We start from the raw sequence: 13,032 nt of genomic DNA on the forward strand, positions 1-13,032 counted from the left end.
TTTAAGCCGCGCGCCGGATGCGGTCAATGCGGCTGGGGAACCTCGTTAACCCTCCGCTAACCATAAAACTTCAGGTTTCGTTAACCATGAAAATTAACGGGGCATTTACCCCGAAATGTTCGCTATTCGTTCGTGCGACCCGCCGAATCGGCTAGAAGGACAGGCATGAACGAGATCATTTTCGTGGCTGGCGACTGGCCGGTGCGTGCCGTCGATGCGCTGATCGGCTTCGGCGCCCTTGTCCTCATCCTGCTGGTGGCGATCGCCGTCGTGATCGCGCGCTCGGGACGGCGCGGCGCGGAACTCGCGATGGCGCATGCCATCCGGGCCGACGAGCTCGAGGAGCGCCTGAGCCAGGTCCTGCATGCCCAGAGCGAGGCCTCGGGCCGCGTCGATGCCATGAGCCAGGCGCTGGCCGGCCGCCAGGCCGACATGGCGCGGGCGGTCAACGAGCGGCTGGATTCGGTGACACATCGTGTCGGCCAATCCATGGAGAGCACCACCCGCAACACCATGGAGAGCCTGCGCGCGCTGCACGAGCGGCTCGGCATCATCGACAACGCGCACAAGAACCTCACCGACCTCACCACGCAGGTGACGACCTTGCGCGACGTGCTCGCCAACAAGCAGTCGCGCGGTGCCTTCGGCCAGGCGCGAATGGAGGCGATCGTCCAGGACGGCTTGCCGAAGGGCGCCTACGAATTCCAGTTCACACTCTCGACGGGAAAGCGGCCGGACTGCGTCGTGTTCCTGCCCGACCAGCGCCCGCTCTGCATCGACGCCAAATTCCCGCTGGAAGCGATGACCGCGCTGCACGACGCCCGCACCGACGAGGAGAAGCGCATCGCCACGCAGCGGCTGCGCGGCGACGTGATGAAGCATGTCAGCGACATCGCCGAAAAATATCTCGTCGCCGGCGAGACCCAGGAGATGGCGCTGATGTTCGTTCCGTCGGAATCGGTCTACGCCGAGATCCATGACGGCTTCGACGACATCATCCAGAAGGCCTACCGCGCCCGCGTCGTGCTGGTGTCGCCCTCGCTGCTGATGCTGGCGATCCAGGTGATGCAGCAGATCATGAAGGACGCGCGCATGCGCGACGCCGCCGACCAGATCCGCACCGAGGTGATCAAGCTCGGCGACGATCTGGGACGCCTGCGCGACCGCGTGCTGAAATTGCAGAAGCATTTTGCTGACGCCAACGAGGACGTGCGCCAGGTCTTGATCTCCGCCGACAAGATCGAGAAACGGGCGGGACGAATCGAGGAGCTCGATTTCAGCAAGACCGACGCTCCGGAAGGCTCGCATCTGGTGGCGACCGGTGCGCCGGAGCTGTTTCCGAGGAAGCTCCAGGCGGGGGAGTAGATTTCGGGCACACTGTCATCGCCCGGCTTGACCGGGCGACCCAGTATCCCAGAGACGGCAAATGGGCGCACGCTGCTACTACGTGTACATTCTCGCCAGCAGGATTGGTGGTACGCTCTACATCGGCGTGACAAATGACATCATCCGCCGCGTGGCTGAGCACAAGTCGAAAGTCATCGAGAGCTTTACTGAGAAGTATGACGTCGCGAGACTGGTCTACTTCGAGCAGTTCGACGACCCGGAGAACGCGATCAAGCGGGAGAAGCGCGTCAAGAAGTGGAACAGGGCGTGGAAGGTCCGTTTGATTGAGAAGGACAATCCAAACTGGGACGACCTGTATCCTGGGATAGCCGGACCTCCGTAACACCGTCATGCCCCGCGAAGGCGGGGCATCCAGTATGCCGCAGCGGTCATGATTGAACCGAGACGCTGGTGGTTACTGGATCGTCCGCCTTCGCGGACGATGACAGCGAAGAAAGCCGCGGCACCTCCCTTGCGCCCCCCAGAATCTGCTAACACCTCCCCATGACCGCACCCGACGCGACCTCCCCTGCCATCACCGACACGCCCGCCACGTCCTGGCGCGACAGCCTTGCCGTGTATCTGCAGCCGCGGGTGCTGATCGTGCTGTTCCTCGGCTTCTCCTCGGGGCTGCCGCTGGCGCTGTCCGGCTCGACGCTGCTGGTGTGGATGCGCGAGGCCGGGGTCGATCTGGGGACCATCGGGCTGTTTGCCCTCGTCGGCACACCCTACACGCTGAAATTTTTGTGGGCGCCGCTGGTGGATGCGCTGCATGTGCCGCTGTTCACGCGGGCGTTCGGGCGGCGGCGCGGCTGGCTGCTGTTCTCGCAGCTGCTGCTGATCATCGCGATCCTGCTGCTGGCGCTGACCGATCCCGCGCGCTCGCCGTTCTACGTCGCGCTCGGCGCGCTGCTTGTGGCCACCACATCCTCGACGCAGGACATCGTCGTCGACGCCTTCCGCGTCGAGAGCCTGCCGGAGAGCGAGCAGGCCGCCGGCATGGCATCCTACGTCGCGGCCTATCGCATCGGCATGCTGGTCTCGACCGCGGGCGCGCTGTTCATCGTCTCGGGCTTCGAGGGCACCGGCATCCCGCGCACATCGGCCTGGATGTGGGGCTATGTGGTGATGGCGGCGATGGTGCTGATCGGCACGGTCACCGCGCTGGCCGCGACCGAGCCCGAGCAATCGGCGCGGGCCGAGGCGGCGACGCAAACCGAGACGGCGTTCGCGCGCGTGCTGCATGCCGCGATCGGCGCCTTCTCGGAGTTTCTGTCACGCAAGGACGCGCTCGCAGCGCTCGCCTTCGTCGTGCTGTTCAAGTTCACCGACGCCTTCTCCGGCACCATGACCGCGCCGTTCGTGATCGACCTCGGCTTCTCCCGCAACGACTATGCGGCGATCGTGAAGGGTGTCGGCCTCGCCGCGACGCTGATCGGCGGCTTCGCCGGCGGCTTCCTTGCCCGGCGCTACCCGCTGGCGACGTGCCTGTGGATCGGCGGCGTGGTACAGGCCCTCGCGAACCTGTCGTTCTCCTGGCTTGCATACGTCGGCACCAGCCAGTGGGCGCTCGCCTTCGCCATCACTTGCGAAAACTTCACCAGCGCCATTGGCACGGTGATCTTCGTCGCCTACCTCTCCGCGCTATGCCAGAACCCGCTGCACACGGCGACGCAATACGCGCTGCTCACCGCGCTCGCGGCCGTGGGGCGGACGTATCTGTCGTCGGTGGCCGGCTATGTCGCCAAGGCGACCGGCTGGCCGCTGTTCTTCGTGATCTGCGTGCTGGTGGCGATCCCGAGCCTGTTCCTGCTGACATGGCTGCAGAAGCGCAGGCATTTTGAGGCACTGGGGCCGGTGACGGTGTGACGGTCTGGTAGGGTGGGCAAAGGCGCGCTTGCGCCGTGCCCACCATCGCGAAGACGTCGAGGGAGGTGGTGGGCACGCTTCGCTTTGCCCACCCTACGGCATCTCGATCGGATGCCCGCCCCTACTGCTTCTTGATCAAACTCCACTTCGTGACCACGGCTTCGCTCATCTGGCCGGGGTCGCTGGCGCAGGCGACCTCGTCGACCTTGATCGAGATTTCCTTGCCGGTGAACATCTTCAGCTGCGCGGCCTGGGCATCGCCGCTCGGAACAAGCTGGAAGGTTTCGGGACCGGTCTCGAGATTGCACAGCCCGTTCGGCGCCGGCAGGCGGCGCGGCTCGGAGGTGATCTGGTACATTGCAATCCGCTTGCCGGCATTCTTGACGTCGCGCACCTTCATCGCATTCAACGCGCCCGAGAGCACCTCGCCGGCGTTGATCGGCTTGCCGGGCTTCGACGGCGGCGGCGCCCCGTCGTCCTGCTGCGCGGCGAACACCGGGGTCACCAGCATCGTCATCGTCGCGACCAAAGCCAATTGTGTGGCGAATCGTTTCGTCATGTCGTCCGTTCCGTAGGTCTGGATGGCTAGAACAGGGTTCGCTGCCGCATCGCGGCCGATAGCGTACCTTCGTCGAGATAATCAAGCTCGCCACCGACCGGCACACCGTGCGCCAGCCGGGTTACTTTTACGTTGGCGTCCTGAAGCAGGTCGGTGATGTAGTGCGCCGTGGTCTGGCCGTCGACCGTGGCATTCAGCGCCAGGATGATTTCGTGCACCTCGGCCGCATGCGCACGCGCGACCAGCGCGTCGATGGTGAGGTCCTGCGGACCGACGCCGTCGAGCGGAGACAAGGTCGCGCCCAGCACGTGGTAGCGACCCTGGGTCGCATTGGCCCGCTCCAGCGCCCAGAGATCGGCGACGTCGGCGACGACGACGATGATGGCGGGATCGCGCCGCGGATCGGTGCAGACCGTGCAGGGATTCTGCGTGTCGATGTTGCCGCAGGTCTTGCAGACCTGGACCTTGTCGAGCGCGACCTGCAGGGCCGAGGTCAGCGGCATCATCAGCGCTTCGCGCTTCTTGATCAGATGCAGCGCCGCACGCCGCGCGGAGCGCGGGCCGAGGCCCGGCAGCCGTGCGAGAAGCTGGACCAGCCGCTCGATTTCGGGACCCGCAACAGCGCCCATATTACTGGCCGAACAGCCCCGACAGTCCCGGCGGCAGGCCGAGCCCGCCGGTGAGCGACTGCATCTTCTCCTGCACCGCCGTCTCCGCCTTGCGGCGGGCATCGCCGAGCGCGGTGACGAGCAGGTCTTCCAGCACCTCGCGCTCCTCCGCCTTCATCAGCGAGGGATCGATCTTGATGCCCTTCACGTCCATCTTCGCGGTCATGCGCACGGCGACGAGACCGCCGCCGGAGATGCCTTCGACTTCCACGTTGGCGAGCGCGTCCTGCATCTCCTGCATCTTGGATTGCAGCTGCTGCGCTTGCTTCATCATGCCGAAAATATCGACCATCGGTGCTGTCCTTGGAAAATCGGCTCAGAGATCGTCGCCGTCGGAACCGTCGGGCGGATCGTCACTGCCATAGTCGGCGTTAATATTGGATTCCGGCGTCTCCGGGGCAAGCCTGCGGACCTCGACGACCTTCGCACCGGGGAAGCGCGACAGCACCTCCTGCACGCGCGGATCGGCCTCCGCCGTGCGTGCATGTTCCTGCTTGGCGGCCTGGTTCACCGATCGCAATGTCGGCTGGCCTTGCTCGTTGGAGACGATCACGGTCCAGCGCCGGCCGGTCCACAGCTCGAACTTGCGCGCGAGCTCGGTGATCATGGTCTTGGACGCGTTGGGCTCGAGCGCGACTTCCAGCCGGCCCTCCTCGAAACGAACGAGGCGCATGTCGGATTCGAGCGCGGCCTTGGTCATGAGGTCGCGCTTCTGCCCGGCGAGCGCGACCAGCTGGGTAAAGCTCGTGACGCGGAGCACGGGCGCTGCGGCTTGCGGATCCGGCGCGGGCGCCGCCATCTGCGGCCGGGCGCCGCCGCCGCCGAACGAAGACGGCGATGAGGTCGGCATGCGAACCGGCGCCGCGGACGCAACGGGCGCCGACGGCGCGCCGCGCGCGGCACTGCCGCCGCCCACGACCGGCGAGCCGCCGCCGTTCTGCTCCAGCATCTTGAGGGCTTCATCCGGCGTCGGCAGATCGGCGACATAGGCGATGCGGACCAGCACCATCTCGGCGGCCGCCGCGGGGCGCGTCGCGGCCTGCACTTCGGTGATGCCCTTGAGCAGCATCTGCCACATCCGCGACAGCACGCGCATCGAGATTTTCGAGGCAAAATCCCGTGCGCGGACCCGTTCGGTCTCGCCATAGGCGACGTTGTCGGCGGTCGCCGGCACGATCTTCACGCGGGTGACGAAATTGACGAATTCGGCAAGGTCGGACAGCACGACGATCGGATCGGCGCCGACATCGTACTGGTCGCGGAACTCCTTGAACGCGGACGCGATATCGCCGCGCGCCAGCGAATCGAACAGGTCGATGACGCGGGTGCGATCCGCGAGCCCCAGCATCTGCCGGACGGCGTCGGCCTTCACGGCCCCCGCCGCATGTGCGATCGCCTGGTCGAGCAGCGACAGCGAGTCGCGCACGGAGCCTTCGGCGGCGCGCGCGATGATGCCGAGCGCTTCCGGCTCGATCTCGACGTTTTCCTTGGCGGCGATGTTGGCGAGGTGCTTCATCAGCACGTCGGCCTCGACGCGGCGCAGATCGAATCGCTGGCAGCGCGACAGCACCGTGACCGGAACCTTCCGGATCTCGGTCGTCGCGAACACGAACTTGGCGTGCTCCGGCGGTTCCTCCAGCGTCTTCAGGAAGGCGTTGAACGCCGCCGTCGACAGCATGTGGACTTCGTCGATGATGTAGACCTTGTAGCGGGCGCTGGCCGGCGCGTAACGCACGCTGTCATTGATCTGGCGGACGTCGTCGACGCCGGTGTGCGAGGCCGCGTCCATCTCCAGCACGTCCATGTGCCGGCTTTCCATGATCGCCTGGCAATGCACGCCCAGCGTCGGCATGTGGATGGTGGGGCCCTTCACCGAGCCGTCCGGCATCTCGTAGTTGAGCGCACGGGCGAGGATGCGCGCGGTGGTGGTCTTGCCGACGCCGCGGACGCCGGTGAGGATCCAGGCCTGCGGAATGCGCCCGGTCTCGAACGCATTGGAGACGGTGCGGACCACGGCCTCCTGGCCTATCAAATCGTCAAAAGAGGACGGGCGATATTTGCGCGCCAGCACCCGATACGGCGTGCCAGCCTGGCTGGCGCGGTCAGGATTGGAAGGGGCGCCAGCGTCGGTCATCGGTCGATCCGCAATGGAAGTGTCTCTCGCCGGCTCTTGCGGAAAGGAGCGCGCTGGCGGCTTTGGCCGCCGGCGCAATTCGCTCGGAAAAACAAGTAGGAGACTGACGAGCGACCCGATCCGGACCTCGTTAGGGCTGCTTCCTTCCGGACCTGACCCGGTTGGCGAGTGGCTCGTCCACCGCCAATCTCCCAGTCCCTATTTGGGGCCAAAAGGGCGGGAAAGCAAGCGGGGATCGGCTTGAACCGCTTGATCTTGCCCAGCATCCGGGCAATTCCGGTTCTGCCCAGCCGATAGGCTGTGCTTTCGCTGATAGGGCCGCCTTGGTATGAACGCTGCCGGAACTCCATCCAACCAGAAAAGCGATTGATCCCAATGGTTACACGTCGTGATGTTGCATCGATTGTCGGACTTGGCGCCATTGGCGCGGTGACCGCGAGCGCGCTGGCCTCGCCGGCCGTGGCCCAGGCGGCCGATCCCAACGAATCGACCTTCGCCCGCATCCGCCGCACCAAGAAGATGCGGATCGGCGCGGTCGGCGGCGGCGCGCCCTATTACATGAAGGACCTTTCGAGCGGCCAGTGGAAGGGCTTCTACGTCGACATCGCCAAGGCGCTCGCCGACGACATGGAGGCCGAGCTCGACATCACCGAGACCACCTGGGGTAATTCGGTGCTGGATCTGCAGTCCAACAAGATCGACATCTTCTTCGGCCTCAACCCGACCCCGAAGCGCGCGCTGGTGGTGGATTTCTCGGTGCCGGTCTTCAACAACGCCTTCGGCATTCTCTGCAAGAAGGACTTCAAGCCGAAGAGCTGGACCGAGCTGAACTCGCCCGACGTCAAGATCGCCGTCGACCAGGGCTCGTCCCACGACCAGGTCGTCAGCCGCCTGACGCCGAAGGCGCAGATCTCGCGTCTAAAGACCGCGGACGACGCCACCGCCGCGCTGCAGACCGGCCGCGTCGACGCGCAGTGCCTGATCACCATGCTGTCGCTGACCGTTTTGAAGAAGAATCCCTCGCTCGGCCAGTTCGTGCTGCCAACGCCGATCTTCGCGACCACGTCGAATGCCGGCTTCCGCCGCGAGAACGACAAGACTTTCCGCGACTACGTCAACACCTGGATCGACTTCAACAAGGGCCTCGGATTCATCCGCAACGCCATCATCACCAACATGGAGCTGGTCGGCGTGACCGAGGCGGACATTCCGCCGGGCGTTTCGCTGTAAGCTGTGATGCATCCGCACCGTCATGGCCGGGCTTGTCCCGGCCATCCACGTTCTGGCCGCCACGAGCGAGTAAGTGCGTGGATGCCGGGGACATAGGCGAGCGGAAGCGACGCCGTCCTTCGGACGGCTACGCCCGGGCATGACGGCGAGTTTCTGAACTGACATCGGGTACGAGTTAGGCACGCATGTATCAGTGGGACTTCGGCATCCTCTGGAGCTATCGCTGGCTCTTTCTCAACGGGCTTGGCGTCACCGTCGGCTTCACCGTGGTCATCGTCGTGCTCGGGCTGGTGTTCGGCCTGTTCGGGGCGTTCGGCAGCCTGTCGCGCTTCAAGGCGGTGCGCGCGCTCGCGTTGACCTTCATCGAGGCGTTCCGCTGCACGCCGATCCTGGTGCAACTGATCTGGTTCTATTACGCGCTGCCGATCCTGGCCGGCGTCGAGATGACGCCGATCACGGCCTCGGCGCTGGCGCTGTCGCTTTACGGCGGCTCGTTCTATTCGGAGATCATCCGCGGCGGCATCATCTCGATCGACAAGGGCCAGTCGGAAGCCGGCGCCGCGCTCGGCATGACGCCCGGCCAGAGCATGCGGCGCATCGTGCTGCCGCAGGCGATCAAGCGCATGATCCCGGCGCTGATGAACCAGTCGATTATCCAGTTCAAGAACACCTCGCTGGTCTCGGTGCTGGCGGTGCCAGACCTCGTCTACCAGAGCCAGGTCGCTGCCCATGACAGCTACCGGCCGCTGGAGACCTACACCGCGGTCGCGGTCGCCTATGCGGCGATCCTGATCCCGCTCACCATCATCGTCCGCCGCGGCGAGAAGCGACTGGCGGTCAGCGAATGAGCGACATTTCGAAAATCGAGATCCGCAGCCTTCGCAAGAGCTTTGGCAGCAACGAAGTCCTGAAGAACATCAGTCTCGACGTCGCCAAGGGCGGCGTGGTCGCGCTGATCGGGCCGTCAGGCTCGGGCAAATCGACGCTGCTCCGCTGCATCAATCTGCTGGTCGTGCCGGACGGCGGCAGCGTCCGCGTCGGCGACACGCGCTTTGCGTTCGGCGACGGTTCGACGCTGCCGAACGTGAGGACGCTGCCCAAATTCCGCGCCACCACCGGCATGGTGTTCCAGCATTTCAATCTGTTCCCGCACATGACGACACTCCAGAACGTGATGGAGGGACCGGTCACGGTACGCCGCATGGCCAAGGCGGACGCAGAGAAGCTGGCGCGGGCGCAGCTCGCCAAGGTCGGCCTCGCCGAGAAGGCCGACCAATATCCGGCGACGTTGTCCGGCGGCCAGAAGCAGCGCGTCGCGATCGCACGCGCGCTGGCGATGGAGCCCGACGTCATGCTGTTCGACGAGGCGACCTCGGCACTCGATCCCGAACTCGTCGGCGAGGTGCTTGCCGTGATCCAGCAACTGGCCTCCGAGGGCATGACGATGGTGATCGTGACTCATGAGATCGCCTTTGCCCGCGAGGTTGCCGACCGCCTCATCTTCATGCGCGACGGCATCGTCGTCGAGGAAGGCCCGGCGCGGCAGGTGATCGACAATCCGCAGGCAGCCGCCACGCGCGCCTTCCTCAGCCATTTCCACCGCACCGGCGCCTTGCCGCCGGCCAACGCAGCAAATTGATGCCTGATATCAACCGTGCCTATCTCGTGACCGGTGCCGCCAGCGGCATCGGCCGCGCCACCGCAAAGCTGCTCGCCGCGCCCGGCACCGCGCTGCTGCTGCACACCCGCTCGAACGCGGCCGGCCTCGACGCCACTGCGGCCGACGCCGAGGCGAAGGGCGCCGTCATCGCCAAATGCCTCGGCGATCTCGCCGAGGAGACCGCGGTCACCGATGCCATCGCGGCAACACAACGCGCCTTCGGCCGGCTCGATGGATTGATTCTGGTCGGCGGCCATGCCCGCCGCGGCAGCGCGATCGGCACGCCGGCAGATCAGTTCCGCCAGGCGATGGACGAGTCCGCGCTGGCCTTCACGCGGCTCGTCGATGCCGCAATGCCGCTGCTGCGCGCCGGAAGCGACGCGCGGATCGTTGCGGTGTCGTCGTTCGTCGCGCACGCTATCCGGCCCGAATTCGCGCCCTTTGCCGCGACCGCCGCGAGCCGCTCTGCGCTCGAAGCTTTGGTGCGCCTCACCGCGGTCGAGCTTGCCAAGGACGGCATCACCGTCAACGCGGTTGCGCCGGGCCTCATCGTCAAGGACAAGCCGAGCGAAAGCCGGCTATCACCCGAGCAGATCGCCGCGACCGAGGCGCTGATCCCGATGGGCCGCCGCGGGCGGCCGGACGAGGTGGCCGAGATCATCGCCTTCCTCGCATCGCCCAAAGCATCCTACGTCACCGGCCAGGTCTGGCACGTCAATGGAGGCCTGACATGACCGAAGCGACCGTTGAACGTCTCAGGCTGTTCCTTATCGAAAGCCCGATCAAGATGGCCCGCCTGCAGGGCGTCGGCAACGTCAAGGGCACGGTGAAACGTGTCCTGCTCGAGCTCACCGCGAGCGACGGCGTGGTCGGCTGGGGCGAGGCCGCACCGTGGGAGGTGTTCACGGGAACGCCGGAAGCGGCGTTCTCCGCGCTCGACATTTATTTAAGGCCAATCGTGCTCGGCAAGCCGGTACGCCGCATCCGCGCGCTGATGGCCGAGCTCGACCGCGCGCTGGTCGGGCATGCCGAGGCGAAAGTCGCGATCGAGATGGCGCTGCTCGACATCGTCGGAAAATCGTCGGGACTATCGGTAGCCGACCTGCTCGGCGGCCGGGTGCGCGACACCATTCCCCTCTCCTTCTCGATCGCCGATCCCGATTTCGCGGCCGATTTCGAGCGCATGCGGAAAATGGTTCCGGACGGCAATTTGATCTACAAGGTCAAGACCGGCGTGAAGCCGCATCGCGAGGACCTCGACCATCTCGAGGCGATCCGCAACGAGTTCGGCGACAAGGTCGATCTGCGTGTCGACTACAACCAGGCCTTGGCGCCGTTCGGTGCCATCAAGATCCTGCGCGACGTCGAGCAGTTCGCGCCGACTTTCATCGAGCAGCCGGTGCCGCGCAAATATCTCGACGTGATGGCGCAGCTCACCGCGGCGCTGGAAACGCCCGTGCTCGCCGACGAAAGCTGCTTCGATCGCCGCGACATGATGGAGGTGGTGCGCCGCGAGGCGGCCGATGCCGTCTCGATCAAGCTGATGAAGGCCGGCGGCCTGTTCGAGGCCCAGGCGATCATGGCGATCGCCGACATTGCCGGCCTGCCCGGCTATGGCGGCACGCTGTGGGAGGGTGGCATTGGGCTGGCCGCAGGCACGCAGCTGATCGCGGCCACGCCGGGCATCTCACTCGGCTGCGAGTTCTACATGCCGCATCACGTGCTGACCGAGGACGTACTGGAAGAGAGAATCGCCAACCGCGGCGGTCATGTCGTGGTGCCGGACGGGCCCGGCCTCGGCATCCGTGTCAGCGAAGCCTCGATCCGCGCCAATGCGCGGGTGCTGGCGGAGGCGTAAGGCAGCCGCCCGCACTGCCACCAACTCGGTCGTCGTCCCGGGGCGCGCAAAGCGCGAACCCGGGACCCATAACCACAGGATCGAGTTTGGCGAAGTTTCGGAGTTACCAGCTCGCGCAATAACCTCTCCCTGGGGCTATGGATCCCGGATCTGCGCTCCGCTTCGCTGCGCTTGTCCGGGACGACGACCGCGTATGCAGCTGCCAACCTTCCCCAATCAGACTCCGTATCGTATGGTCGGACCAAACAAGCCCGACCCCATCGGGCCATCCGGAAACACATATGTCCGAACCCGCCTGGTCGCTGCACTCCCGCCTGAAAGAGGACACCATCGACATCGGCGATTTGCCGCTGTCGAAGGTGCTGGTCATCAAGGACGCGCATTATCCCTGGCTGCTACTGGTGCCGCGGCGCGCCGATGCGGTCGAGATCATCGATCTCGACGAGGTCCAGCAGGCGCAGCTGATGACGGAGATTTCCCGCGTCTCGCGCGCGTTGAAGGAGATCACCCAATGCGACAAGCTGAACATCGCGGCGCTCGGCAACCTCGTGCCGCAGCTTCACGTTCACATCATCGCGCGCCGCACCGGTGACGCCGCCTGGCCGCGACCGGTCTGGGGCGTGATGCAGCCTTTGGCGCATGATGCCACCGAAGTGCAGAATTTCATCAGCGCGCTTCGCAAGAAAATCTGGTTGGGTTGAAAGAACGATAATGTCAGCATTCGACTCGTTTCCGCTGGGACAGCCGGCCTTCGTCACCAACATCCTCGATCGCGCCGCGCATCTGCGCCGCGACGACGAGAAGCTGTTCGCGATGGAGCAGAAGCCGTCGTCGCGCGCCTATGTCGTCTACCGCGACTCTCTGCTGGTGAAGCGCGAAGGCGAACAGGTGCGCGCGCTGCTGGGACTCGACGAGGCGCTGAAATGCGGCGCCAATCCCGGCACGATCTTCTTAGGCTTGCGCGACGGCGCCGCGATGTTCGGCATGGGTCTGTCGCAGGCCGCGGCCGAGAAACTGGTCGGGCGCGAGGACTACACCGTCACCGAGCTGCGCGGCATGGCGATGCAGGGTGCGATCCCGCCACAGGAGCTTTCGGCGGTCGCGATGGCGAAGTCGATGGTGAGCTGGCATCAGCGCCACGGCTATTGCGCCAATTGCGGCACACGCAGCGCGATGAAGGAAGGCGGCTGGAAGCGCGAATGCCCGACTTGCAAGGCCGAGCATTTTCCCCGCACCGATCCCGTGGTGATCATGCATGTCGCTTCCGGCGAGAAGTGCCTGCTCGGCCGCCAGAAGCAGTTTCCGGCGGGCATGTATTCCTGCCTCGCCGGCTTCGTCGAGGCCGCCGAGACCATCGAGGACGCGGTGCGCCGCGAGATCCTGGAAGAGTCCGGCATCAGCTGCACCGACGTGCAGTATTACATGACCCAGCCGTGGCCCTACCCGTCGTCGCTGATGATCGGCTGCAGCGCGCGGGCGCTGAACGAAGACATCGTCGTCGACCATTCCGAGCTGGAGGACGCGCGATGGTTCACGCGCGAGGAGGCGGCCCTGATGCTGACGCGGACGCATCCGGACGGGCTCGCCGGCCCGCATCCCTTCGCGATCGCCCATCATCTGCTCGGCCGCTGGGTGCACGACAAGAGCGGCGCTTGAGCTGAGACGCCG

14 protein-coding genes and 1 other RNA gene are annotated in these 13,032 nt (G+C 65.5%); 10 read left to right on the plus strand and 5 right to left on the minus strand.

Annotated elements, in window-relative coordinates:
- The first annotated feature begins 165 nt into the window (after positions 1 to 165).
- The 3 genes from F8237_RS12490 (at position 166) to F8237_RS12500 (ending at position 3,255) form a co-directional block, all read left to right on the plus strand.
- Positions 166 to 1,365 carry a DNA recombination protein RmuC gene (locus F8237_RS12490; protein ID WP_162006014.1) on the plus strand — a complete coding sequence of 400 codons (1,200 nt, stop codon included), beginning with the start codon at positions 166 to 168 and terminating at the stop codon, positions 1,363 to 1,365.
- A gap of 61 nt (positions 1,366 to 1,426) precedes the next feature.
- Complete coding sequence (locus F8237_RS12495; RefSeq protein WP_151645048.1) at positions 1,427 to 1,729, plus strand: GIY-YIG nuclease family protein; 303 nt, start codon at positions 1,427 to 1,429, stop codon at positions 1,727 to 1,729.
- Between the two features lie 161 nt (positions 1,730 to 1,890).
- Entirely contained in the window at positions 1,891 to 3,255 is a 1,365-nt protein-coding gene (locus tag F8237_RS12500) for an AmpG family muropeptide MFS transporter (RefSeq protein WP_151645050.1), read from the plus strand.
- 121 nt (positions 3,256 to 3,376) lie between these two features.
- Here the strand turns inward: F8237_RS12500 and F8237_RS12505 are convergent, their stop codons facing one another.
- The 5 genes from F8237_RS12505 to ffs form a co-directional block, all read right to left on the minus strand.
- Entirely contained in the window at positions 3,377 to 3,814 is a 438-nt protein-coding gene (locus F8237_RS12505) for a hypothetical protein (protein WP_151645052.1), read from the minus strand.
- Positions 3,815 to 3,840: 26 nt separating this feature from the next.
- Positions 3,841 to 4,443 (minus strand): recombination mediator RecR, encoded by a 603-nt coding sequence (gene recR, locus F8237_RS12510; RefSeq protein ID WP_015689077.1) that lies wholly within the window; start codon positions 4,441 to 4,443, stop codon positions 3,841 to 3,843.
- A gap of 1 nt (position 4,444) precedes the next feature.
- Complete coding sequence (locus F8237_RS12515; protein ID WP_151645054.1) at positions 4,445 to 4,774, minus strand: YbaB/EbfC family nucleoid-associated protein; 330 nt, start codon at positions 4,772 to 4,774, stop codon at positions 4,445 to 4,447.
- Between the two features lie 24 nt (positions 4,775 to 4,798).
- The gene (locus F8237_RS12520) at positions 4,799 to 6,616 is read right to left on the minus strand and encodes a DNA polymerase III subunit gamma/tau (protein ID WP_151645056.1); all 1,818 of its coding nucleotides are present in this window, start codon (positions 6,614 to 6,616) and stop codon (positions 4,799 to 4,801) included.
- Positions 6,617 to 6,711: 95 nt separating this feature from the next.
- Positions 6,712 to 6,808, minus strand: an RNA gene (gene ffs / locus F8237_RS12525) — signal recognition particle sRNA small type.
- Positions 6,809 to 6,991: 183 nt separating this feature from the next.
- Between ffs and F8237_RS12530 the strand changes: the two genes are divergently transcribed.
- From F8237_RS12530 to nudC, 7 genes are all read left to right on the plus strand, one after another.
- Positions 6,992 to 7,846, plus strand: a complete 855-nt coding sequence (locus tag F8237_RS12530; protein WP_151645058.1) for a transporter substrate-binding domain-containing protein — start codon at positions 6,992 to 6,994, stop codon at positions 7,844 to 7,846.
- Between the two features lie 185 nt (positions 7,847 to 8,031).
- Positions 8,032 to 8,694 (plus strand): amino acid ABC transporter permease, encoded by a 663-nt coding sequence (locus F8237_RS12535; RefSeq protein ID WP_151645060.1) that lies wholly within the window; start codon positions 8,032 to 8,034, stop codon positions 8,692 to 8,694.
- Positions 8,691 to 9,485, plus strand: coding sequence for an amino acid ABC transporter ATP-binding protein (locus tag F8237_RS12540; RefSeq protein WP_151645062.1), 795 nt, complete (start codon positions 8,691 to 8,693; stop codon positions 9,483 to 9,485). The genes F8237_RS12535 and F8237_RS12540 overlap by 4 nt, the downstream gene beginning before the upstream one ends.
- Positions 9,485 to 10,240, plus strand: a complete 756-nt coding sequence (locus F8237_RS12545) for an SDR family NAD(P)-dependent oxidoreductase (RefSeq protein WP_151645064.1) — start codon at positions 9,485 to 9,487, stop codon at positions 10,238 to 10,240. The genes F8237_RS12540 and F8237_RS12545 overlap by 1 nt, the downstream gene beginning before the upstream one ends.
- A complete protein-coding gene (locus F8237_RS12550) occupies positions 10,237 to 11,364 on the plus strand; it encodes a muconate cycloisomerase family protein (protein WP_151645066.1) in 1,128 nt (375 codons plus the stop codon). The genes F8237_RS12545 and F8237_RS12550 overlap by 4 nt, the downstream gene beginning before the upstream one ends.
- A gap of 281 nt (positions 11,365 to 11,645) precedes the next feature.
- Positions 11,646 to 12,065 carry an HIT domain-containing protein gene (locus F8237_RS12555; RefSeq protein WP_162006015.1) on the plus strand — a complete coding sequence of 140 codons (420 nt, stop codon included), beginning with the start codon at positions 11,646 to 11,648 and terminating at the stop codon, positions 12,063 to 12,065.
- Between the two features lie 10 nt (positions 12,066 to 12,075).
- Complete coding sequence (nudC, locus tag F8237_RS12560; RefSeq protein ID WP_151645068.1) at positions 12,076 to 13,020, plus strand: NAD(+) diphosphatase; 945 nt, start codon at positions 12,076 to 12,078, stop codon at positions 13,018 to 13,020.
- The last annotated feature ends 12 nt before the right edge of the window (positions 13,021 to 13,032 follow it).

This window comes from Bradyrhizobium betae (genome assembly GCF_008932115.1).
GTDB classification, from domain to species: domain Bacteria; phylum Pseudomonadota; class Alphaproteobacteria; order Rhizobiales; family Xanthobacteraceae; genus Bradyrhizobium; species Bradyrhizobium betae.